At 46.2% G+C, this 22,806-nt stretch carries 18 protein-coding genes; 11 read left to right on the forward strand and 7 right to left on the reverse strand.

What is annotated here, in order from left to right:
- The first annotated feature begins 54 nt into the window (after positions 1-54).
- The gene (locus QUA74_RS19275; protein ID WP_333332351.1) at positions 55-639 is read left to right on the forward strand and encodes a Uma2 family endonuclease; all 585 of its coding nucleotides are present in this window, start codon (positions 55-57) and stop codon (positions 637-639) included.
- 69 nt (positions 640-708) lie between these two features.
- On the opposite strand, the gene QUA74_RS19280 is transcribed toward QUA74_RS19275, so the two are convergent.
- Complete coding sequence (locus QUA74_RS19280) at positions 709-2,244, reverse strand: mercuric reductase (RefSeq protein WP_333332354.1); 1,536 nt, start codon at positions 2,242-2,244, stop codon at positions 709-711.
- A 16-nt stretch (positions 2,245-2,260) separates the two neighbouring features.
- Positions 2,261-2,992 carry a TVP38/TMEM64 family protein gene (locus tag QUA74_RS19285; RefSeq protein WP_333332357.1) on the reverse strand — a complete coding sequence of 244 codons (732 nt, stop codon included), beginning with the start codon at positions 2,990-2,992 and terminating at the stop codon, positions 2,261-2,263.
- Positions 2,993-3,069: 77 nt separating this feature from the next.
- Between QUA74_RS19285 and QUA74_RS19290 the strand changes: the two genes are divergently transcribed.
- Together QUA74_RS19290 and QUA74_RS19295 are read left to right on the forward strand one after the other, a co-directional pair.
- Entirely contained in the window at positions 3,070-4,098 is a 1,029-nt protein-coding gene (locus QUA74_RS19290; RefSeq protein WP_333332360.1) for an isochorismatase, read from the forward strand.
- A 169-nt stretch (positions 4,099-4,267) separates the two neighbouring features.
- Complete coding sequence (locus QUA74_RS19295) at positions 4,268-4,756, forward strand: hypothetical protein (RefSeq protein ID WP_333332363.1); 489 nt, start codon at positions 4,268-4,270, stop codon at positions 4,754-4,756.
- A gap of 213 nt (positions 4,757-4,969) precedes the next feature.
- On the opposite strand, the gene QUA74_RS19300 is transcribed toward QUA74_RS19295, so the two are convergent.
- Positions 4,970-5,992 carry a cysteine peptidase family C39 domain-containing protein gene (locus tag QUA74_RS19300; protein ID WP_333332365.1) on the reverse strand — a complete coding sequence of 341 codons (1,023 nt, stop codon included), beginning with the start codon at positions 5,990-5,992 and terminating at the stop codon, positions 4,970-4,972.
- A gap of 458 nt (positions 5,993-6,450) precedes the next feature.
- On the opposite strand from QUA74_RS19300, the gene QUA74_RS19305 reads away from it, so the two are divergent.
- From QUA74_RS19305 to QUA74_RS19335, 7 genes are all read left to right on the forward strand, one after another.
- Positions 6,451-7,905 carry a methyl-accepting chemotaxis protein gene (locus QUA74_RS19305; RefSeq protein WP_333332368.1) on the forward strand — a complete coding sequence of 485 codons (1,455 nt, stop codon included), beginning with the start codon at positions 6,451-6,453 and terminating at the stop codon, positions 7,903-7,905.
- Positions 7,898-8,065, forward strand: coding sequence for a hypothetical protein (locus QUA74_RS19310; protein ID WP_333332371.1), 168 nt, complete (start codon positions 7,898-7,900; stop codon positions 8,063-8,065). Before QUA74_RS19305 ends, QUA74_RS19310 begins: the two co-directional genes overlap by 8 nt.
- Positions 8,066-8,583: 518 nt before the next feature.
- Positions 8,584-11,349: an HAD-IC family P-type ATPase gene (locus QUA74_RS19315; RefSeq protein ID WP_333332373.1), complete on the forward strand. Its 2,766-nt coding sequence runs from the start codon at positions 8,584-8,586 to the stop codon at positions 11,347-11,349.
- A gap of 782 nt (positions 11,350-12,131) precedes the next feature.
- The gene (locus QUA74_RS19320; RefSeq protein WP_333332376.1) at positions 12,132-13,526 is read left to right on the forward strand and encodes a CmpA/NrtA family ABC transporter substrate-binding protein; all 1,395 of its coding nucleotides are present in this window, start codon (positions 12,132-12,134) and stop codon (positions 13,524-13,526) included.
- 189 nt (positions 13,527-13,715) lie between these two features.
- A complete protein-coding gene (ntrB, locus tag QUA74_RS19325; protein ID WP_333332379.1) occupies positions 13,716-14,561 on the forward strand; it encodes a nitrate ABC transporter permease in 846 nt (281 codons plus the stop codon).
- 224 nt (positions 14,562-14,785) lie between these two features.
- Positions 14,786-16,786, forward strand: coding sequence for a nitrate ABC transporter ATP-binding protein (locus QUA74_RS19330; protein ID WP_333332382.1), 2,001 nt, complete (start codon positions 14,786-14,788; stop codon positions 16,784-16,786).
- A gap of 184 nt (positions 16,787-16,970) precedes the next feature.
- On the forward strand, positions 16,971-17,816 hold the full coding sequence (locus tag QUA74_RS19335; RefSeq protein WP_333332386.1) for a nitrate ABC transporter ATP-binding protein: 846 nt from the start codon (positions 16,971-16,973) through the stop codon (positions 17,814-17,816).
- Positions 17,817-18,417: 601 nt separating this feature from the next.
- Here QUA74_RS19335 and QUA74_RS19340 read toward each other — a convergent pair.
- From QUA74_RS19340 to QUA74_RS19350, 3 genes are all read right to left on the reverse strand, one after another.
- A complete protein-coding gene (locus tag QUA74_RS19340) occupies positions 18,418-19,782 on the reverse strand; it encodes a DUF6745 domain-containing protein (protein ID WP_333332388.1) in 1,365 nt (454 codons plus the stop codon).
- A gap of 232 nt (positions 19,783-20,014) precedes the next feature.
- Positions 20,015-21,148, reverse strand: coding sequence for a DUF6745 domain-containing protein (locus QUA74_RS19345; RefSeq protein ID WP_333332391.1), 1,134 nt, complete (start codon positions 21,146-21,148; stop codon positions 20,015-20,017).
- On the reverse strand, positions 21,135-21,428 hold the full coding sequence (locus QUA74_RS19350; RefSeq protein ID WP_333332394.1) for a hypothetical protein: 294 nt from the start codon (positions 21,426-21,428) through the stop codon (positions 21,135-21,137). The genes QUA74_RS19345 and QUA74_RS19350 overlap by 14 nt, the downstream gene beginning before the upstream one ends.
- Before the next feature lie 287 nt (positions 21,429-21,715).
- On the opposite strand from QUA74_RS19350, the gene QUA74_RS29905 reads away from it, so the two are divergent.
- Positions 21,716-21,949: a DUF6888 family protein gene (locus QUA74_RS29905; RefSeq protein ID WP_445302157.1), complete on the forward strand. Its 234-nt coding sequence runs from the start codon at positions 21,716-21,718 to the stop codon at positions 21,947-21,949.
- Positions 21,950-22,122: 173 nt separating this feature from the next.
- Here the strand turns inward: QUA74_RS29905 and QUA74_RS19355 are convergent, their stop codons facing one another.
- Positions 22,123-22,704: a Uma2 family endonuclease gene (locus QUA74_RS19355; protein ID WP_333332396.1), complete on the reverse strand. Its 582-nt coding sequence runs from the start codon at positions 22,702-22,704 to the stop codon at positions 22,123-22,125.
- Positions 22,705-22,806: the final 102 nt, after the last annotated feature.

Raw genomic sequence — 22,806 nt, forward strand, 5'->3', positions numbered from 1 at the left:
GCCTTGTCCCACCCCTAATGCTACAATCAAAGTAACATTGCAAAAAATTTTGTTATGATATCCATTCCCCAAGCACCCCAAAAAATGACCGTTGAGGAATATCTCAAATGGGAAGCTCAACAAGAGATTCGCCACGAATATGTCAACGGCGAAGTTTTTGCCATGACAGGCTGTACAATTCCTCATAACGATCTTGCACTCAACTTTTACACTGCATTGCGCCCACATCTGCGTTCCAGAGGCTGTCGGATGAACGTGTCAGATGTGAAATTGCAAGTCAGTTTTCAAAGCCGTTACTACTACCCTGATGTGATAGTCAGTTGCGACCCTCAAGACATGAATTCCCGCACATTCATTCAGAATCCTAAAATCATTGTGGAAGTTCTTTCTCCCAGTACAAGTGCTAAAGATCGGGATGAAAAATTCACTTGTTACCTAAAAATTCCGACTTTGCAAGAGTATATCTTGATTGATTCACAAAAGATTTTTGTTGAGCGTTACTGTCGGGGAGAGGGGAGAATGTGGCTGTACTATTCTTACACTGCTGGAGAGATTGTAACTTTATCAAGTATTGGGTTTGATTTGCCGATAGAACTTTTGTATGAAGGTGTTGCATTTGAAACAGGAATAGAAGCATAAAAATACATTTTTTGTTGCACTTCTATCAGGAACAGGCAGTCAATTTGTTTGTGGGGTAATATTATCCCTCTACCGCGTCCAAGCCAGCCAGCGGTTAAACAAATTTTTCACAAACGGCGTCAAACGAGTGCGATTATAAGCATCTCCTGCTTTCCGAATTGCCTCAGCTTGTGTTGGATACGGGTGAATTGTGCTAGCAATCTTTCCCAAACCAATATTGTTAACCATTGCCAAAGTAATCTCGCCGATCATATCCCCAGCGTGTCGCGCTACAATAGTTGCACCTAATATTTTATCGCTGCCTTTTTTGACGTGAATTTTCACAAATCCTTCCTCTTCGCCGTCAATAACTGCCCGATCGACTTGACTGAAAGGAATTAAAAATGTATCGATATCAATGCCTTTTTCCTTAGCCTCATGTTCCCCAATTCCGACGCGCGCAATTTCTGGGTCTGTGTAAGTACACCAAGGTATTGTCAAAGCGCTGAGCTTTTTGCGTCCGAAAAATAGAGTGTTTTGAATTACCATTCTCGCGGCAAAATCAGCAGCGTGAGTAAATTTATGTTTCATGCAAATATCCCCAGCGGCATAAATGTGGGGATTAGTAGTTTGCAAGTTGTCGTTGACAAAGACGCCAGTTTGTGTATCGTATCCGACACCGACAGCCTCCAGATTCAATCCTTCGACGTTGGGCGATCGCCCTGTACTCACAATAATTTCATCTACTGTTACCGATGCTTCCTTACCTTGAGATTTATAATAAATTACTTTTCCTGCATTTGTTTTCTCAACGCGCTCTATTTGGGATTCTAGTATTAGTTGAATTTCTTCGCGTACAAAAGCCTGCTGCACAATGTTAGCAGCCTCCGCATCTTCCTTATCTAAAATCTGAGCATTTTTGTGCAGCAATACCACTTCCGAACCCAGCCGCCGAAAGGCTTGAGCCAATTCGCAGCCGATCGGCCCTGCGCCAATTACGGCCAAACGTTGAGGTCTTTCTGTCAGGTTAAAAACAGTTTCATTTGTCAAATATCCAGCTTCTTGTAAGCCGGGAATTTGTGGTTGTAGCGCCCTTGCACCTGTGGCAATTACTGCTTTTTTAAAGCGCAGAGTTTGACCTGCAACTTCTACTGTATTATTGCTACTAAAACGACCAGAACCTAAAAAAACATCAACTCCTAATTTGTACTGGTAGCGTTTAACAGAATCAACATCGCTGATTCCCGCCCTGATGCGGCGCAGCCGTTCCATCACAGCGGCAAAATCCACTTCTACGTTGTCAGAAACATTAACACCAAATTTACTTGCTTCCCAGATATCGCCAACAGTGCGAGACGATCGAATTAAAGCTTTTGACGGCACACAACCGACATTCAAACAGTCGCCGCCCATCAAATGTTTTTCAATCAAAGCAACTTTCGCGCCCAAACCTGCGGCACCGGCAGCAACAATTAATCCAGCGGGTCCCGCGCCAATTACTACTAAATTATAAGAACTAGCCGGCTGCGGATTTACCCAATCGGGCGGATGCAAATAGGAGACTAATTTCTGGTTGTGTTCGTCCATCGGGGGGACAGTTACGCGATCGACTTTTGACTGGGGCATTCGCAAATCCTCCTAATTAAATACTTTCTTCCAAAGCTTTGCTGGCTATCCTAGTGAGAAAAACAGTTACAGCAACAGTAGCTAGAAAACCGAGGATATTGAGCGACCATTTTGCTGCTTCTGTTTGAGGATTGGTTGACTGACATATCGCGCCTATCGTCGCAATATTCCCCACCAAAGAACCGGAGTAAACGTACATGATTGTACCCGGTATCATGCCCAAGGAACCCAGCACGTAATCTTTCAAAGAAACCTGAGTAATTCCCAAAGCGTAATTCAACAAATTGAAAGGAAGTAAAGGACAAAGGCGAGTCAAAAAAACGATTTTTAATCCTTCTTGAGAAACAGCGCGATCGAGAGCTTTAAACTTGGGGTGAGATTCCATATATTTTACCACGCGATCGCGGCACAAGTAGCGCCCGATCGCAAAAGCACATACGGCACCTAAAATGGAGGCCGCAAATACGTAAACTGAACCCCACCACAAACCAAAAATCGCCCCCCCTCCCAGCGTCAGTACCGAACCCGGTACAAACAGCACAGTAGCCAAGTTGTAAGTAGCTACAAAAGCCACTGGCCCCCACCACCCTAAATCCTCGATCCGCATTAACAGAGTTCTCAAGACATCTTGAACGTAGGAAGATCTAGTTGCTACAATTAAGAGAGCGAGCAAAAGGGCGAGCGAAAAAAACAACACTAGGCGTTTAAATTTTACCCTAGCATAATCTTGGATTTGTTCTTTTGCCATGATTCACCCGCAAATATTTATCAGCATTATACTCCAAACTTAAATTATTACTGTAAACTACCCTAAAAGCGATTGTCATGACACCAAAAGCCCAACTTGCAATCCCCGAACATTTCGACCCTAAAAAATTAGGCGACGTCTGGCGAGTCCTCTACCAAAAACGCGCCACCCAAGCGAAAGATTGGGCAAAACAGCACAACATCCAGCCAGCCGCCAGCGACACAAACCGCATTTTTTTGTTGATAATAGATGCCCAAAATACCTTTTGTTTGCCCGAGTTTGAATTATTTGTGGGCGGGCGTTCCGGTAGCGGTGCTGTCGATGATAACCTGCGGCTGTGCGAATTCATCTATCGCAATTTAAATGCAATTACAACCATTGCGCCGACAATGGACACCCACACCGCCATGCAAATTTTTCATCCAATTTTTTGGATCGACGAAGCAGGCGAACACCCCCTACCAGCGGCAACTTTTATTACACTGGAAGATGTCCAAAAAGGCATTTGGAAAGTCAATCCCGCCGTCGCCCACAGCATTAGCGACGGCAATTTTTCAGCACTGGAAAAACAGGCTTGCCACTACGTCCAAAAACTCAGCGACGATGGGAAATATCCCCTGACAATTTGGCCCTATCACTCGATGCTGGGCGGTATCGGACACGCCCTGGTTTCTGCGGTGGAAGAAGCAATATTTTTCCACAGCATCGCCCGCAACAGCCAAGCACTTTTTGAAATCAAAGGCGGGAATCCACTAACAGAAAACTATTCGGTTTTGCGGCCGGAAGTTTTAGATGGATTCGACGGCAATCCGATTGCTGAAAAGAATGCTAGCTTTATTGATAAATTGCTCGATTTTGATGCAGTAATTATTGCCGGACAAGCCAAAAGTCACTGCGTTGCTTGGACAATTGATGATTTGTTAACGGAAATTTTGGTGCGAGATCCGAATTTGGCAAAGAAGGTTTATTTGCTGGAAGATTGCACTTCGCCTGTGGTTGTTCCGGGTGTTGTTGATTTTACGGAACAAGCAGATGCAGCTTATCAAAAATTTGCGGCGGCGGGAATGAATGTGGTTAAATCTACTGAGTTAATTCTGGGCGATTAAAGACGAGTATTTTATCTTGCGGTTTTCCGTGCAAAAAAGTATACATGATTAACCAGATGCGGTAATTTTTGTTCGCTTGGCACTCGGCTGCGATCGCATTTAACGGATTACGTATGATATCATATCCGGTAAATCACTTACGATAGAAGCGTAGTTAAGGAGTTTCCCGATGGCTGAAAACAAAATTTATAGTGTTGTTCTGTTTCGGGATGCGAGTGTGCGAGCAATTTCAAAACTATCGGTGGCCATCGCCACGACTTTTCTGATCACAGTTGTAAATGCAACCCAAGCCTACGCAGTTCCCGTCACCTACGATTTCACCATCACTGTTACTAAAGGCGGGTTAGCGGGCAATTCATTCAACGGTTCTTTCACCTACGATGATGCCAAATTGAAGGGAACGGGAGTGGAAGAATTGGGAATTACTGAGGGATTAACGACCTGCCTAAATTACCTTGGACGCACTTATCGCGAAACCGATGATACCAGTTATCCTAACTTTCCCCTACTCAGATTTGAGGATGGCAAGATCACGCAACTAAACTTTTGGATTCAGCCGAATCAGCGAGTTAATTGGTGGAATTTACCTGGATGGGAAGTCAAGCTTTCTGAGCCGAAAATGACCGATTCAACTGTTCCCAATTGTCAAAAACGGTGAGGGGTGGCTAAGGTGCGATCGAGGGTAAAAATATACGAGGAATTAGATGCAACTGCCTACGCTTACGGTAATTTCAGGCAGCCATGCTACCAAGGTGCGAGCGAATTTTTGCGATCGCTATGAACGAATGACTCAAAGATTGTTTGAAAAAAACCGCATGATTCCTATTTTCTGTCTGTCAAAAGTGCCTCTGCGGTTGACTATTTTCAATAACTATTTCCCATCCAATCTGGGGACTTCTTGCAAAAAACTGCCGCTCAACATTAATTCCGTCATCCGGTCTAAGTTGCCGCTGACTTGCAATTTTTTATCTGTTTGAAAGCGCTCGATATCGGCTTTTAAATTGCCGCTATTATATCCTAATTTACTCAAATAGTCAATAGCTTGCTGGTTGCTTAACAAGATATCCGCAGACCGGAAAATTGGCACGTATTGATCGCGCCAAACCTGGGCAAAAGTTGCCCTATCTAAATAGAAAATCCTGCCCCGCGCCGGGTCTCCAATGGCAGCTACACTGTCATTCATTCCCAGCAAAGCCACCGCGTGCGGTAGCTTCCGAGGGCCGTCAAACAGCCAAACTGCTAGCACTCCGGGGCGATTAATTTGCTGAATTTGCTCCCAAGTTGGCGTTAGTTCGATCGCATTTACGCCCAAAGCTCTTGCTGCTACAATTATTTGTGGCATCGAAGTTCCCAAGCGACTCGTCCCGGCAAAACGCGCTACACTCGATTCCGTCGCATCGATTCCCCAACGCCTTAACACTGTTGCTAGGGCGGCGGGGGCGCAACTGCTGTTAGATGTTTGTCGAAACACACCGTTGGGCCGCAAATTATCTATTAAATCCGCGTAAATTGGCGCCATAAAATAGTTTTCAGCGCCTGTAAATCCTCCCAATCCCAACAAGCAAATTAAAATTACTGCGATTACTTGCGATCGCGCTGTCAACCAACTTATACTAAAGCCAATACCGCAGACTCCCATCAACATCACTCGTAGCAAAGTCCAAGTAACTCGCATCCCGTGAAAGCGCCACTCGATCGGCAAAACAGGCATTTGAGGCATATTTAGAGCCAGTAGCAGCAAAGCAATATAAAAACCCAAAAACAGCAGGGCCATCGAATTTCTGCCCTTAAACAAATCGTTAGCCGTCACTCCAGAGCGAACTAACACCCGCCCGAATCGTATTCCCCAGACAAACAGCACCGAACCCAGCACCAGCGTCACTACTATTTCCATGAACTCAAAATTTTGTTGCTTAACTAGGTTGTAACATTTATGCGATCAAAGTAAGAAATCTGCCGAGAAGGTTAACAACCTTGTCCCTGATATGAAGAATGCCCTCGATACCACTGTAATAAGCTGTTACGCATTTAAACGACTAACGAACCAGGTAAGGTGCGTCAGCTAGAACACTTACGCTCGATGAGGGAAACGCTTATGTACTGACACACCCTACAATCGTCCTTTAAATGTCGAACAGCTTAGTGAAAAAGGAACGCACTAACACACTAGAATAAGGAAATAAAATTAGTCAAACAATGGCAGTAGCATCAGGATGTTAGACGTTAGATGGGCTTAATAAAAAAGGTACAGCCAGTGTTCACTCTGTCGCTGCTATCACTAACCCAATTCAGTATTTAACGGCGAAGGCGATTAATTTGGATTGATTTGGGTAATAACAGGAAAAGTTCAAGATGATTAACTTCAAATCGACAAAATTAAGAGAGCGTATCCTGTGGGGATATTCCATACCGATTTTGCTTTCAGTTGGAGCAGCTACTTTGGTTTTTTTAAATGCTAAGCAAGTAGAAGAAAAAGCCAAAATCCTAAATACTTCTAATGCTATTGTTATAGGTCTAAAAGACCTTGAACTGGGATTTTCAGGTATGCAGAAAGCTGCTCGCGGCTATTTTTTGGCACAAGAGAGTGATTTCTTAACTGAATACAATGAACAGGTAAACAGCTTTGACTACTTCTATCAGGATTTACTTAAGTGGGTTCAAAACCCGAAGCAGCTCCAGCGGCTAGAGGAAATGAATGTATTACAAGATCAGATAGACCAAGGCTATAAACAAGCCTTTTCTTTGGTCGATCAAGGTAGGCGAGACGATGGACTTAACTTGTGGAAGACACAAATTGTACCAAAGCTTCGTCAGGTTGATGCTATAGCTAAGGATTTTCAAAGCACCCAGAAAGAAATTTTAGCTAACAGAGAAAAAGAGCAAATACAAGCTTTGCAGTTCCTGACTACAGTCGTGATTTTAAGCACTGCTTTAGCTGCACTTACGGCAATTGCGATCGCTCTGTGGATTGCTTCAGGCATTGCAGAGAGACTGAATCAGTCAGTCAATACGATTGTTAGTTCTTCCACAGAGATTGCGGCCACAGTTGAACAGCAGGAACGGACAGCCGCACAGCAATCTAGCTCTGTAAATCAAACTACAATTACAATGGATGAGTTGGGCGCGGCTTCCCAACAATCAGCCCACCAAGCTCAAGCTGGTGCGGAATCTGCACGGCAAGCTTTAAAGATCGCTGAAAAGGGAACCCTAGCAGTGGAACAAACCCTGGAATCGATGACAATATTGAAAGAAAATGTCGGGGCGATAGCGGCACAAATTCTGCAATTGAGCCAACAAACCCATCAGATTGGCAATATCTCTACTGATGTCACAGATTTAGCCAATCAAACAAATATGCTGGCACTGAATGCCTCAGTAGAAGCAGTCCGGGCGGGCGAAAACGCCAAAGGTTTTACTGTCATAGCCACAGAAATCCGCAAACTAGCAGATAAAAGTAAGAAATCAGCCGAGAAAATTAACCGCCTAGTCGATGATATCAAGAATGCGATAAATTCCACCGTAACGGTGACAAAGGAAGGTACTAAAACAGTAGAAGAAGGAACCAAAATCAGTCAAGAAACGGCAGCAGCTTTCTCGGAAGTAGCAAATGCTGTTAACAATGTGGTATTGAACAATCAACAAATTTCTCTAACTGCTCAACAACAAGCAGTGGCAATTCAACAAGTAGTGGAGGCGATGAACAGCCTCAACCTATCGGCAAAAGAAACCGCTAGTGGTATTACTCAAACCAAAGTAGGCACTCAACAATTGAACGAGGCAGCCCAAAATCTCAATTCAATTGTCTAAAGGGCGCTCAGTGTTTTGGGCTAGCAGACTAGCAATTGATAGCATTAAGTCATCAATTGATCTGGCAGCCCTCCCAGCTTGTCAAACAGCCGGCATCGAAGTCAAAATGCTCGCAGACGAGTGCATCGCGAAAGCCAGGGCGATCGAATTTCTGCCCTAAAACAAATCCTTAGCTGTCACTCCAGATCGAACTAACACCAGCCCGAACCGCATTCCCTAGACTAACAGCACCGAAACCAGCACCAGTGTCACTACTATTTCTATAAGTTCAGAATATTGTCGCTTAACTAGGTTTTAACACGCTCTGCGATCGTCCGTGGGGAAGCGGAGGAGGAGGAGAGTGGGGGAGTGGCAGCATTTTTCTTTTGCCTCCTGCCTTCTTCCCTCTTTCTTCAACCACACCTAAAATTTGCAAAATGTCAAGGGATGCGATCGACTTTTCCCCACCTTAGCCACCAAGTCCCAAACAAGATTTAGCCCCGAAAAAAATCCCCCAAATCTTTTGCCACAAACGGCCACATCGGTTGTAATATAGATGTAAGTCACAGCCCGTTAAAGTAATCAAAACAATTCAGCCGCTCAATATATTCACGCTCCTTGGAGCGATGAATTGTATTGAGCGTGCCTATTAAGGAGCGATCGAAGCTCGTCAGACACCCCAAATATTCAGGAAGAATCATGCCATCAAGATCCGCCAACGATGTAGACGTAGCAGAGCAATATTGGCACTACCTAGAAATATCCAAGGTTGCAACTATCTTAGGAACCAACCTGGAAAGCGGTTTAGAACCGACAGAAGCCAACCATCGCCAACAGAAATTCGGGCCCAACGAACTAACGGTTAAAGCAGGGAAACCAGCCTGGTTAAAATTTATCCTGCAATTTAACCAACCCCTCCTGATCATCTTGCTGAGTGCAGGTTTAATCAAAGCAGTGATCGGAGAATGGCTAAACGCTAGCGTAATTTGGGGCGTAACAACCACCAACGCTACTATTAGTTTCATCCAAGAAGCTGGAGCCGAGAAAAAAATTGAAGCCCTAGCCCAAGCTGTCACCACCGAAGCCACAGTAATTCGGGGTGGCAAAAAATTAAGAATTCCCTCCAAAGAACTCGTAGTCGGTGACTTAGTAACCCTGACTTCCGGCGACAAAGTACCGGCAGACTTGCGCTTAGTGAAAGTGCGCGACTTGCAAATTGACGAATCGGGACTCACCGGGGAATCTGTTGCTGTCGAAAAAGAATTAGGACAGTCGGGAGACATAGTTCTGCCAAAAGAAACGCCACTAGCAGAACGGGATAACATGGCCTATGCCGGCAGTTTTGTCACTTTTGGCCAAGGTAGCGGCATCGTAATTGCGATCGCCAATAAAACCGAAACCGGCAAAATCTCCCAACTATTAGATCGGCACATCGACCTCACCACCCCCTTAACCCGCAAATTCAATCAATTTAGTCAAAACTGGCTGTTATTCGTGTTGGGAATGGCAACCTTGACCTTCGCCGTCAGATTGGGACGGCCAGTTCCTGCGGGAGTTTCAGCCTTTAAAGAAGCAGTCGAACCCGCTGTCGCCCTGATTGTCGGCGCAATTCCCGAAGGCTTACCCGCCGTCATCACCGTCACCCTAGCCGTAGGCGTTTCCCGGATGGCAAATCGCCACGCGATCGTCCGCAAATTGCCCGCAGTCGAAACCCTCGGCGGCGCTACAGTCATCTGTTCCGACAAAACCGGAACTTTGACGGAAAACCAAATGACGGTGCAAGAAATCTATTCTGGCGGCGAATCCTACTCGGTTACGGGTACGGGATACAGCCCCGAAGGTGAAATTCAACTCAACCAACTGCCAATTACTGTCAGCCAAGCTCCTACTTTGCAAGAATGTTTGCAAGCTGGACTGCTTTGCAACGACTCTCACTTGGAATTCAAAGACGATAATTGGATTGTCGTCGGAGATCCGACAGAAGGAGCGTTAATTGCAGCAGGCAAAAAAGCTGATTTGAGCCAGCAAATTTTGTCCAAGTCAATGCAGCGGCTGGATTCAATTCCCTTTGAATCTCAGTTTCAATACATGGCGACGCTGCACCGAACTCCCAATGGCAAAATTTTGTACGTCAAAGGTTCCGTAGAATCAATTCTCGGCCGCTGCGGTTCCAGTCTCGACACTCAAGGAAATCCGGTAGAAGTCGATCGCGCACAAATTCACCATCAAGTGGATGAAATGGCAAAGCAAGGCTTGCGCGTCTTGGCTTTAGCGAAAAAGCCAGTACCCCAAAGCCAAAATTCCGTCGATCACTCGGATTTGGAGTCAGGCCTGGTTTTCTTGGGACTCCAAGGCATGATTGACCCGCCGCGGGCAGAAGCGATCGCAGCCGTCCAAGCTTGTCAAACCGCCGGCATCCAAGTCAAAATGATTACCGGCGACCACATCGCTACAGCCAAGGCGATCGCCCGCCGCATGGGATTCCGCAAAACTAAACACCACAGAGAACTTGTAGCCTACACCGGCGCTCAACTCGCCGAAATGAGCAAGCAGGAACTCGGCGAAGCCGTAGAAGCCGGCTCAGTTTTTGCCCGCGTCGCCCCAGAACAAAAACTCCGCCTGGTAGAAGCTTTGCAGCAAAAAGGCGAAATAGTGGCGATGACGGGAGACGGCGTTAACGACGCCCCAGCCCTCAAACAAGCGGATATCGGCATTGCGATGGGCAGCGGTACTGAGGTTTCTAAGGAAGCCGCCGACATGATTCTTACCGATGATAACTTTGCGTCGATCGAATCTGCTGTCGAAGAAGGGCGATCTGTTTACAAAAATCTGCTCAAAGCAATCAGCTTCATTCTCCCAGTCAACGGCGGAGAATCGATGACAATTTTGCTCAGCACCCTCCTCGGTCGAGAATTGCCGATTTTGTCGCTACAAATTCTCTGGCTGAATATGCTCAACTCGATCACCATGACTGTGCCCCTAGCTTTCGAGCCCAAGTCAGCGGGAGTCATGAAACAGCAGCCCCGACCGGTAAACGAAGCTTTCCTCACCGGAAATCGGATCAAGCGGATCATCGCTATTTCTCTTTACAACTGGACTCTGATTTTTGGAATGTTTGAATGGGTACGCCAAGCTCCTTGGGGAACCTTGGAACTGGCCCGCACGATGGCGATTCAAGCTTTGGTAATGGGGAGAATTTTTTACCTATTGAGTCTCAGCCAGTTGTTGCCTTCTTTGATTGCTAAATTTAGCGGTTCTAAGGAAGAAGTTAGCGGCGCTCCCGCCCTGGGTGTGGGAATTGTCCTGGCGATAATTTTGCAGATCATTTTTGCTAACTCTCCGTTTGTCAATCGCATATTTGAGACGGCTCCGATGAACTTGGATCAGTGGCTGATTTGCTTCGGCGTAGCCCTGCCGATGATCGGTGTTGCTCTCTCCGTCAACCGCTTTGACCCGCCCAACTAAGCTGCTGCACAAAAGTGCGATCGAACTTGTAGGTACTGCCACCGATTACTAATTTCGGCTGTTCAGAAACCAGGTTTCTTCAAGAAACCTGGTTTCTCTGTTTTGCAGAAATCGAACCTGAAAGCCCACGTCATATCATGTCCGGTAAATCACTTACGATGAACTGCCAATTTTAGTCCACCAATGAAAAGCCGTTAACCCTTTGAAAACAGCCGTTTCCTAAAACCTTAATTATTTCTGTATAATCCACTACAATTAACCGTTAAAAAAGTATAGATATATTAACAAAGTAAATGTGCGCTGGTGGCGATATTTACCGCTTATTGACAATAATTTTGAATGCTCCCCGATCGCCCTTCGCTACAACCTTTAGCCAGCAGGTCTTGGTTTGAAGCAGTTTTGATAAGCAAACCCGATCGCTCTTCCCAACGGCTCCTTATCGATACCGCAGTCCCAAAAGATTTGCTTATCAATCAAATTTAATAATTGTTTTATAATTTCCGCAAGAGTACGGTAGAGTTAATTATCAAGTCAAGGAAACGTGCGGCTCGCAAAAAGTGAGTTCACGCAACTGGGCCGATCGAAATATCGATATTAATCAAACCAGTCAAATCAGCAGGGATAGTTTAAAGACTTATACTAGCGATAAATCTTTTGCTCCCTCCTGCCAACCAGCGCTCAAAACAGTTAGCTAAACCCAATTAGCGAACAGCAAAAAAGCGCGTTGATAACCTTCAGTGAATGTTGTTACAGAAGATTATGAATTGCAGCGAGGCTAGGCTATGACAAGATTTTCAGATGAATTTTCTGCGCTTTCTCGGCGTAAATTTATCCTCAAAGCAGGTGCATCTGCCCTGGGTTCAATACTGCTCAAAGGTTGTTTGGGAAATCCCCCAGAACCCGGTGCAACTGCAGGTGCTGACGGCGCAATACCCGCAGCTACCTCAGTAGTGGCTGTTGCCAATGAGAAAAGAGTCGAAGGAATTGAAAGCACTAAAATCACATTGGGATATATCCCGATCGTCGAAGCAGCACCTTTAATCATTGCCCAAGAAAAAGGCTTTTTTGCCAAATACGGCATGACCGAAGTCACGATTGCCAAGCAAGCAAACTGGGGTTCGGCAAGAGATAACGTAGAAATCGGATCTGCAGGTGGCGGCATTGACGGTGGCCAGTGGCAAATGCCGATGCCTTATCAAATTAGTAAAGGGTTGATTACCAAAAACAGCGTCCAAATCCCGATGTATGTTCTAGCCCAGTTGAACACTCAAGGAAATGGAATTGCGATCGCAGCCAAACACCAAGGTAAAGGCATCGGGCTCAAACTAGATCAAGCAGCCCAAGACTACATCAAAGGCCTCAAACAAGCAGGTACTCCCTTCAAAGCAGCCTACACCTTCCCCAAAGTCAACCAAGACTTTTGGATTCGCTACTGGCTAGCTGCTAACGGCATCGATCCCGACGCAGATGCCGAATTGCTAACAGTACCGCCGGCCCAAACCGTCGCCAACATGAAAACCGGAAGCATGGACGGTTTCAGTACCGGCGACCCATGGCCCCTGCGGATCGTCCAAGACAAAATTGGCTTCATGTCCGCCCTGACTGGCCAAATCTGGAAAGGTCACCCGGAGGAATACCTAGCAATTCGTAGCGACTGGGTAGACAAACACCCGAAAGCCACCGAAGCCATCTTAGCAGGACTTATTGAAGCCCAGCAGTGGTGCGACAAACCAGAAAATCGCCCAGAATTAGTTGCCATTACTTCTGGAAGAAACTACTTTGATATATCTCCCCAATTTTTGACGCCTCCCTACGAAGGCAAGTACATCATGGGCGATGGCAAACCAGACATCAACGACTTCAACAGTAGCCCGCTGTACTGGAAGGATGGCGTCGGCAACGTTTCTTATCCCTACAAGAGTCACGATTTGTGGTTCTTAACCGAAAGCGTTCGCTGGGGTTTCCTGCCGACAAAAACATTGGCAGATAAAAACACACTCATCGATAAAGTCAACCGCGAAGATATCTGGAAGAAGGCAGCTAAATTAGCAGGAGTTGCTGATTCTGAAATTCCTAAAAGTACGTCTCGCGGCGTTGAGAAGTTCTTTGACGGCACAGAATTTAATCCTGAGCAGCCAGAAGCTTACCTCAAGAGTTTGGCAATTAAAAAAGTGTGATGTGGTCTTAGCTTCGCATAATTTAGTCTCGAATTGTAGGGTGGATACTGCCCGCCATTGGTGTCAACTTAACGCTTTTTCTCTCAGTCCGCTAGGCACTAAAGGTTGAACTTGTTTGTTAACACCAATGCACGCCCTACCATTAATTTATTCTCGAAAAAAACAGCAGAAACATAGGAGATTCACAAGATGGCTGTCAGCACAAATCGGAGAGGCGGAGTCGCTGTCCAAGGAGCTTTTGGCGAGTTTTGGAAGAAGAATTCCCCAAATATCTTGCCGCCAATTTTAGGAGTTTTGGGGTTTCTGTTGGTTTGGCAATTCTTGTCAAGTACGGGACTGATCAAACTGCCGGGGCCGATCAGCATTTGGACTGACGAACGGACGCGGATTTTGTTGCTGTATCCTTTCATGAACTCCAAAACCTACGGAATTGGCTTATTTTGGCAGACTTTGGCGAGTTTGGAACGGGTGGCAAAAGGGTACACTCTCGCGGCCGTTGTGGGAATTGGTACAGGTGTTTTGGTAGGTACAAATCCTTTTCTAAACCGCGCTTTAGATCCGCTTTTTCAGTTTTTGCGGATGGTGGCGCCTTTGGCTTGGGTGCCGATCGCCCTGGCTGCACTGCAACAAAACGAACCTGCTGCTTTGTTCGTGATTTTTATCACTTCAGTTTGGCCAATTTTGATCAACACGGCTGAAGGTGTTCGCCAAATTCCCGACGATTACAACAACGTTGCGAAAGTGCTGCAACTTTCTCGGAAAGAGTATTACCTCAATATCTTGTTTCCGTCGGCACTTCCTTACATCTTCACAGGATTGAGAATTGCGATCGGTTTGGCTTGGCTGGCGATTATTGCAGCGGAAATCGTGATGTCTGGGATTACGGGTATCGGCTTCTTTATTTGGAATGCTTACCAGCAAAACTACATTAGCGAAATTCTGTTAGCGGTGTTCTACATTGGGGCTGTTGGTTTGTTGCTCGATCGCATGATGGCTTGGTTGCAGCAAAAAATTGCTCCTTCTCAAGGAAAGTAGTTTTGAGTTAATTCTTTGGGGCCGGAAGAATTAGGATTATTTAACCGCGAAGACGCGTTAGCAAAGCGGATCGTAAGCGCTAGGACAAGAAGGAAGAAGAGGGAAGAAGTAGATAATCTTATACTGGGAAGCGAGTAAAAGTATTTCTACTTCCCGGCTCAGCCAGGGAACCAGTTAATTAGCAGCTAGCGAAACAACAAACATACAAAAAAGGCAAGAAAATCATGTCTGTTTTGATTGCAGTAGAACAAGTCGGAAAAGTATTTAATTTAACAGACGGCGGCACATACATAGCCCTCAAAGGCATCGATCTGGAAATTAAAAAAGGCGAATTTATCTCCTTAATTGGACACTCCGGCTGTGGCAAATCTACGCTGCTCAATATGGTCGCAGGTTTGGATATGCCGACAGAAGGATTGGTGACAATCGAAGGACAAAGAATCACCCAGCCCGGCCCCGATCGCATGGTAGTATTCCAAAACTATTCCCTGCTACCTTGGCGGACGGTCAGAGAAAACATTACCCTAGCCGTAGACTCGGTAATGAGTGGCTTACCCAAAGCCGAACGCCTCGACATCATCCAAAAACACATCGACATGGTGGGCTTAACTCCCCACGCCGAGAAGCAACCGGCACTGCTGTCGGGCGGACAAAAACAGCGCGTGGCGATCGCCCGTGCTCTGGCCCTGCGCCCCAAACTGTTACTATTAGACGAACCCTTCGGCGCTTTGGATGCTTTGACTCGCGGCAACTTGCAAGAAAAGTTGATGGAAATTTGCCAAGAGTACGAAATCAGCGCCCTGATGGTAACGCACGATGTGGATGAGGCCGTGTTGCTGAGCGATCGCATTGTCATGCTCACCAACGGCCCAGAATCGAAGATTGGCGGGATTCTCGAAGTAGACATCCCCCGCCCCCGCCAGCGCATGGAAGTCGTCTCACACCCGAGCTACTACGCTCTACGTAGCGAAATGATTTACTTCCTCAACCAGCAGAAGCGCGTCAAAAAACTGCGGGCGCGGAAAGTACCCGCGATCGCCCGCCACGGCCTGGAAAAAGTCAACCTCGAACTCGGCTTTATTCCGCTGGCCGCCTGTGCTCCCCTCGCTGTCGCCAAAGAAAAAGGCTTTTTTGCCAAGCACGGCCTCGATGAAGTCCACCTGGTGCGGGAAACAAGCTGGCGCGGCATCGTAGACGGCATCGCCGCAGGTTACTTAGACGCAGCTCAAATGCCCTCTGGGATGGCGGTGTGGTTGAGCTTGGGGGGCCACCAAGAAAAGCCGATTCCGACGGTTACAGCCCTCACCATGAGCCGCAATGGCAACGGAATTACCCTAGCGAGGCGCTTTTACGACCAAGGGATCTACACTCTGGCAGATTTTAAAAAAATGCTTCAGAGAACGCCCGCGCAAACGCACCGTATGGCGATCGTGCACCCTTCTTCGATGCACAACCTGTTGCTGCGTTACTGGCTGGCTTCCGGCGGCATTGACCCGGATCACGATGTGTTGCTCAAAAATATCCCACCGGCTCAGATGATCGTTGACTTGCAGGGCGGCACTATTGACGGTTTCTGCGTCGGCGAACCTTGGAACTTGCGGGCCTCAATGGAAGGAGTCGGCTTTACGGTGGCGACAGATTTGGAACTGTGGCCCGGACACCCCGCGAAAATTCTCGGAGTTCGGGAAGACTGGGCAAATGCTTATCCCAACACTCACATTGCTCTAGTCAAAGCTTTGCTGGAAGCTTGCCAGTATTGCGCCGATCCAAATCACGCCGCGGAGGTTTCGGAAATTGTCGCGGGAAGGGAGTACGTCGCTACTGATAAAAGTTACATCCAACTCGGCGACCCGAAATCTGTTGCTTGCAACCTCGATACTCCGATGCGGGAATACGCCCACCACTTGTTTTCTGGAGAGGGGGTGAATCGCCCAAGCCGCACCGAACAACTCTGGCACATGGTGCAGATGGCGCGCTGGGGCGATACTGTGTTCCCGCGCAACTGGGTGGAAATTTTGGAACGGGTGGTAAAAGTGGGTGCGTTCAGCACGGCGGCCCGAGAGCTGGGGATGGCTGATATTACTTACACTCGCGGTTCTCTCAGCTTGTTTGACGGCTCGGTGTTTAATGCTGACGATCCGATCGGCTATCTCAACAATCTGGCGATTAAACGCGATTTCACGATGGCTGAAGTTGTACTCGATTCCGGCCGCAGAGCTGCTTAAAGCGGTTTTTAGTTCGATAAAAACAGGGTAATTGCTAATGGTTAGTTGTTAGTTTTTAAGTGCTAATTGCTAGTGAGTAATTCCCTCTTCAGGAAATCCGTTGAATCCGTTAAATCCGTTACATAATCCGTTGCCGAACTTCCTTCTTTCTTCGCAAATCATCCACTCACAATTTCCTAAACCCATGCTCAACACCACTAAAAACCAGACGAACACCAAAACTCAAATCCAGGGGGGAAAAGGCCGCCGCCAACCTTTTTTGGTGATGGACAATGTTTACAAAGAATATCCAAACGGTTACAGGGCTTTAGAAAACGTCAATCTGAATGTAGCTGAGGGAGAGTTTATTACTCTGATCGGACACTCCGGCTGCGGCAAATCAACACTGTTAAATATGGTGTCGGGTTTTAGCCATCCCAGCCAGGGTAGCGTGACGATTAACGGGCAGCGGATTACGAAGCCGGGCCCCGATCGCATGGTGGTGTTTCAGGGTTACGCTTTGCTGCCTTGGCGGACGGTGTTTGAAAATGTTTATATAGCTGTTAATGCTGTATTTCCGAATAAGTCGAAGGTCGAAAAAAATGCGATCGTCAATGAGCATTTGGCGATGGTGGGATTGACAGAAGCTGCTGAGAAAAGACCGCCACAAATTTCGGGGGGGATGAAGCAGCGGGTTTCTATCGCCCGCGCTTTGGCAATTCGCCCAAAAGTGCTAATTTTAGACGAACCTTTTGGTGCTCTGGACGCAATTACTAAGGAGGAATTGCAAGAAGAGTTGCTGAAAATCTGGAACGATCACCGCTGTACGGTGTTGATGATTACTCACGATATTGATGAAGCGCTGTTTTTGGCCGATCGACTGGTGATGATGACTAACGGCCCGTCGGCGACAATTGGCGAAGTTTTGGAGATTCCTTTTCCGCGTCCGCGCGATCGGGTTCAAATGATGGAAGATCCGGAATACTACAATTTGCGGAACTACGCCTTAGATTTCCTGTTCCGTCGCTTTGCACACGATCACGATGCCTAATCGGTTGGGAAATCAAAGTTAAAGAGGAGAATTAGGAGACTTCTCGAAAAATTTTAATTCTTTTGCACAGTAGGAGTTAGACCTCCTGCGGGCCCAAGACTTGCTTGTTTGCAGAAGTCTATTGAAAAGTTGAAGCCCCAGTGTTCCCCGATTTCCGGGGAACATCGCTGCGGGCACAATTTTCCAGATCCGGTTGGGTAAACTGAAGCTTAATGGTGGACGAGAAGTTTTTTCGGACGTTCGGATCTTTTTCCGATATTTTACGTCTACCAGCGAAGAGACCCGATTGCCTAGCTGTCGGTAAGCTGGCATGAACAGAGCCCACCTTCGATCGAGGGTGGGCTTCTTCTTGATGTTATTAACCGTTTGTGGGCGATCGAGGGTTTGTGCATTCCACCCTTTGAACTGGCACACTGTGGGAACGTTTATCGGTGTTTCATGAATTAAGGGTTTTGTCAATATAGGGGTTTTCAGTTGAGTGAAGTACAGATATCGGGTAGGGAAACGGTTTAGCCTAAGTCCGGGGCGGGGTTCTGTGACTTTTAACAATTGGTATAAGACTGATGATGGTAGCCAGCAGACTTTTTTAAATTGGTCTTACTCAGGTTTGCACGGAAAACTCCTCTGGGTCAATATCCCAATTTACCCAACGAATTGCCTCGCGGGCCGATCGCACATCAGGCGGCACTCTCAAAGCGTGAATAAATCCCGTACTCGGACAGGTCATTTTTAACAAATAAATAGGTTCTTTTTCAGGAGGATTACCATCGCCACCGAAATAAACAGGATCGAAAAAAGCAGGGTCGAAATCATCAGGATCGAAGCCATCAATATCAGCATCAATTCTTAGCAGCGTGTATTCTTTCCAGCAATCTAATTGTGTTGCCTGTAATTCAGAGCAAATTCTCGCGTAGCCAATTCCCTGAATTAACGCTCGCCGAACTTCCGCATTGTCTTCCTCTAAAAGCCAAGTCGCTTGCCAGCGATCTGGGTGAATTTGTCCGTATGCTTCGGGCAGTGTTACTCCGTGATATGAGTAGAGTTTGTAGCCGTCGGAAAATTCAATTGCCGATTCTCCTTCTGCGTGGAGGCGATGTTCGCTGTCGAGGCAGAGTTTGGTGGGGCGATCGCACACGTAGCAAACATCATAAAACGCAAAAATCCAGCCGCATTCTGTTAAAAGCTGCTGAAAGCATTCTAAGGCTTTCTGTGCCCCTGGTTTGAAAATAGTTCCGAATGTAGAAACACACAATTCTGCCACGCAGATTGTACCCAACAAGTATGGCGGAATAATGGGTCTTGAGCGGTTCCTGTAGTTTGAAAAATCTCCTCCCAATTCTTGTTCTAGCTGTCCCTCCCATCTCCCTAATTCATAATCACCATTCCTATATGTGATTAAACACTCATGTTTTAGCTTTTTCTGAAGTAGATCGATAAAATCTGTTTCCTGAGTGAGATGTTGCTGTTTTTTTAACTGTGCTATGGCTGCATGAGGGCTACCGCAAATAATAACGTTAATACTTGTCTCACCGACGGCTGCACAGGCAAATTCGATCGCTGCTGCGGCACGGGTGCGATCGATTCGATCTGTAGAACGGGCGATAACTTCCCACTGGGATTGCAGCGAAGTTATCTTTGATATTGGATTGTTTTCCAGAGACAAATCGGTCAAATTAGTCAGAAATTTCAGGGGTGTTATGTCTGATATTTGATTGTTTCCCAGACGCAGCCATTCCAATTTAGTCATAAATTGCAGGGGTGTTATATCTGATATTTGATGGTTCTCCAGACGCAGCGTAGTCCTATTTGATAGTATCCGATCGGCTTCATTGCAATCACAAGTGCCAGCCTGTTTTAACAGGACTTCAACTGTATGTCTTGCCGATTCTGAAAGACTATCTTTGTGCTTGCACCAATCGGCAAAGCTACTGAAATTAATTGGTTGGTTTGCTTGTGGTTCTGGCATAGTAAATTTCTCCTCAAGTTTGGTAAGATTTCAGTCCGGCAGGGGTTTAAACCCCTGCCTCACAGCTTAAGTCGGTTTCAACCGAGTGAAATTAAATGGTTAGATCGCGATCACATACAATATTTGTTGTCTATTTATGCAGCGTTACGATCTTAACAGTCAGTTAAAACTGACTTGAGCTTTGAGCCTGGGGTTTAAACCCCAGGTGGGCTATCAGGGCGATCGAAAATCTTTAAGTTTGCACGGAAAACTCCTCTGGGTCGGTTCCCCAATTTACCCAACGAATTGCCTCTTTAGCCGATCGCACATTTGGCGGCACGCGCAAAGCGTGAATCAATCCCGTGCTCGGACAAGTCATTTTTAACAAATAAACTGGCTTTGGATTACCCTCCTCATCAAAATCATCGGCAAAATCGATGCTTAATAAAGTATATTCCTGCCAACTATCTAATTCTCTCACCTCTAATTCTTGACAAATGCGATCGTAAGTAATTCCCGGAATTAACGCGCGCCGAACTTCTGCATTCTGTTCCTTCAACACCCACTTAGACTGCCACTGGTGCGGGTGCAGCCTACCGTACCATTCGGGCAAAATCACGCCGTGATAGGCGTAAATCGAAAAACCGTCGGCAAATTGTACCGCTGGTGTTCCTTCCGCGTGCAAGCGATGGTTGCTGTCTGCAGAAAGTGCGATCGGCCTTTCGCACACAACACAAACTTTGTCATAAGGATAAATCCAGCCGCAATCCCGGACAATCGATTGAAAAACAATCCAATTTCTGCCGTAAGAATGAGGTAAATTTAGAACAGAAATGCAAAAATCTAACAAACTTCCATAAGCAGCCAATAATTCTGGCTGAATGCAATTATCGATTTGTTTTCCTAGTGTCAGCCAGTGAATTTTTCTGCCAGTACCGCTAAATTGTTGTGACAATTTGTTTGATGCTTCTCGAGTTAAATCCTCCTCTTGCGGCCCCCAGAGTTGACTTTGTAGTTCAGTGTAAAGTTGATGTTCTAGTTGACTTTGCAGTTGTCTTTCCAGTTGGCTTTCTAGTTTGCTGCGTAGATAACTCCGCAGTTTTTTTTCTAATTCGCCACGCAGTTTGCTTTCTAATTGACTCCGCAGCAGGCTCTTCGGATTGTCCAATTGACTGACGATTATATCGGCAGCTTCGTAAGGGCGATCGCAAAAAATTATTTCCGGTGGTTTTTTGCCCATTATGGCGTAAGCCGCTTTAATTGTTTCCGCAGCTTTGGAGCGATTTATCGGCCCAGGGGAGAGAGCAATTTCTCTCCACTTATCCCGATAAACTGGAATCAAAGCTGCTTGTTCGGGCGTTAGTTTTTTAACCTTAGTCTGCGACATACCTCCAACCTTGTGGCTCATATTCCCGCTGAAGTCGCACCATCCAATTACCTTCGGGAATTGCGATCGCATGGTGTTCTTCGTGACTCAATAAAGCTGTCGGTGAAAGCACCCGCAAGTACAGAGTGCCGTCTTTTTCGTACAGTTCAGCTTGTCCCTCAATAATCTGGTGAGAATGTCCGGTAACTTCACCTTCGGCGAGGGTTAGGTGAGGTTTTTTTTCTCCTTGGATTTTCGGTACGGGGGTGAGAATTACGTCGCCTTGTCGGATGGGTTGCATAGGTTTTTTCTAAATTTTGTTGGCTGGTGTCGATCGAGCTTTTCTACCGTAACCACATACTACACTTGTAATACGTAGCTGTCAAGAGCCACAAACCAAATCCCATAACTCTTTGCTGCACTGACAGGCGTTATCTTGGAGCGTGAAAGTGCGATCGCAAACAGAAATGCGATAATAGAGGCGAGTTTCGAGTCGCCTGGGTGAGGGCGGGTTTATAAATATTGTCGATGTGAATGAAAGATGGTTGGTGAAAGCCGCCCCTACAAATACTGTGGTTAATTTATGGAATCAATTATTATTTGACCTATTTGGCATTGCAACCTCTTCACCTAATCTGTGTTGACGAGAGAACCCACAACTTGTTTGTATTGGCTGGGTCGGACGAAGATATTGAGGTTAAAATTTCTCCCAATAGGGATTTTTTTAAAATGATTAAAGTAGGTTATATTGCAATATTTGATATAGCATTAAAGCGTTTGTTTATTAAAACTCGCCGGAACAAAGCTGCACGACCAGCCTAATTAGATAGGCGAAAAAAGTGATCGAATTCAATAATAACAACAGTGGAAAATTCTGATTTTTATCCTAAAATTGAGGCAGCCCTTCGCCAGCAAATGAAAGAGTATAAAAGTGAGTATTGTATCCTAACAATATATTTATAAATCGGGGAGCGATCGCCCAAAGCACGTTTTCTCTAAACCGCCGAAATCCCGCGCCGAAACTCCTTAACTGCTTCAACCCTAGAAGCCATCAGCAAGCAGCGAGACAGCAGGTTGATGTCTAAACCGGGCAGAACTTCGCTTTGGGCAATTTTTTCATATCCGTGCGATCGCAAATGATACAGGCCAAATACTCCATCCTCCCAAAACCAAACTTCGGGGACTCCCAAGGCTTGGTAACGATTCAACTTGCTTTCGTTGCCGCTAGTAAATACAACTTCGATCGAGAGGTCTGCAATGCCTCCCGATGCTTTGCCAATTAAGTAAGATTGCTCTGCTTGTGCGGAGGCTTTTCCTTCTTTTTCCTGGGTAAAGCTTCCTGTGGGAGTAAAATCGATTTCTTTTTCTACAAAATACGTACCCAGCAACAGGGCGATGACACCGCTGAAGACTTCATGTTCTTGGGAAACTGCCAAGATTTCTACCTCACCTTTGAAATAAAAAAGTCGGATGCCGGGGGAATCAGAAAACCCCTGCTCGATCAGCTTGAATTGTTGCCAATCAATCCCGGATTGAATTAGGCGCTGGTCTTTTGGTTTGTCTAAGGTTGCTGTCATGGCACGACCTCCTTTAACTATTTTACTGTAGTTTAGACTAACCAAAGATGAGAACGGTGGCAAAAGAAGAACTAGAGCCACCGTTAAGGAGAGAATGAGGGT

The sequence above is a fragment of the Microcoleus sp. LAD1_D3 genome, from assembly GCF_036702135.1.
Lineage (GTDB): Bacteria > Cyanobacteriota > Cyanobacteriia > Cyanobacteriales > Microcoleaceae > Microcoleus.

Bases quoted from the DNA above. Each gene is read 5' to 3' on its own strand.
- QUA74_RS19275 (WP_333332351.1), top strand. From the start codon at position 55: ATGATATCCATTCCCCAAGCACCCCAAAAAATGACCGTTGAGGAATAT.
- QUA74_RS19280 (WP_333332354.1), bottom strand. From the start codon at position 2,244: ATGCCCCAGTCAAAAGTCGATCGCGTAACTGTCCCCCCGATGGACGAA.
- QUA74_RS19285 (WP_333332357.1), bottom strand. From the start codon at position 2,992: ATGGCAAAAGAACAAATCCAAGATTATGCTAGGGTAAAATTTAAACGC.
- QUA74_RS19290 (WP_333332360.1), top strand. From the start codon at position 3,070: ATGACACCAAAAGCCCAACTTGCAATCCCCGAACATTTCGACCCTAAA.
- QUA74_RS19295 (WP_333332363.1), top strand. From the start codon at position 4,268: ATGGCTGAAAACAAAATTTATAGTGTTGTTCTGTTTCGGGATGCGAGT.
- QUA74_RS19300 (WP_333332365.1), bottom strand. From the start codon at position 5,992: ATGGAAATAGTAGTGACGCTGGTGCTGGGTTCGGTGCTGTTTGTCTGG.
- QUA74_RS19305 (WP_333332368.1), top strand. From the start codon at position 6,451: ATGATTAACTTCAAATCGACAAAATTAAGAGAGCGTATCCTGTGGGGA.
- QUA74_RS19315 (WP_333332373.1), top strand. From the start codon at position 8,584: ATGCCATCAAGATCCGCCAACGATGTAGACGTAGCAGAGCAATATTGG.
- QUA74_RS19320 (WP_333332376.1), top strand. From the start codon at position 12,132: ATGACAAGATTTTCAGATGAATTTTCTGCGCTTTCTCGGCGTAAATTT.
- ntrB (WP_333332379.1), top strand. From the start codon at position 13,716: ATGGCTGTCAGCACAAATCGGAGAGGCGGAGTCGCTGTCCAAGGAGCT.
- QUA74_RS19330 (WP_333332382.1), top strand. From the start codon at position 14,786: ATGTCTGTTTTGATTGCAGTAGAACAAGTCGGAAAAGTATTTAATTTA.
- QUA74_RS19335 (WP_333332386.1), top strand. From the start codon at position 16,971: ATGCTCAACACCACTAAAAACCAGACGAACACCAAAACTCAAATCCAG.
- QUA74_RS19340 (WP_333332388.1), bottom strand. From the start codon at position 19,782: ATGCCAGAACCACAAGCAAACCAACCAATTAATTTCAGTAGCTTTGCC.
- QUA74_RS19345 (WP_333332391.1), bottom strand. From the start codon at position 21,148: ATGTCGCAGACTAAGGTTAAAAAACTAACGCCCGAACAAGCAGCTTTG.
- QUA74_RS19350 (WP_333332394.1), bottom strand. From the start codon at position 21,428: ATGCAACCCATCCGACAAGGCGACGTAATTCTCACCCCCGTACCGAAA.
- QUA74_RS19355 (WP_333332396.1), bottom strand. From the start codon at position 22,704: ATGACAGCAACCTTAGACAAACCAAAAGACCAGCGCCTAATTCAATCC.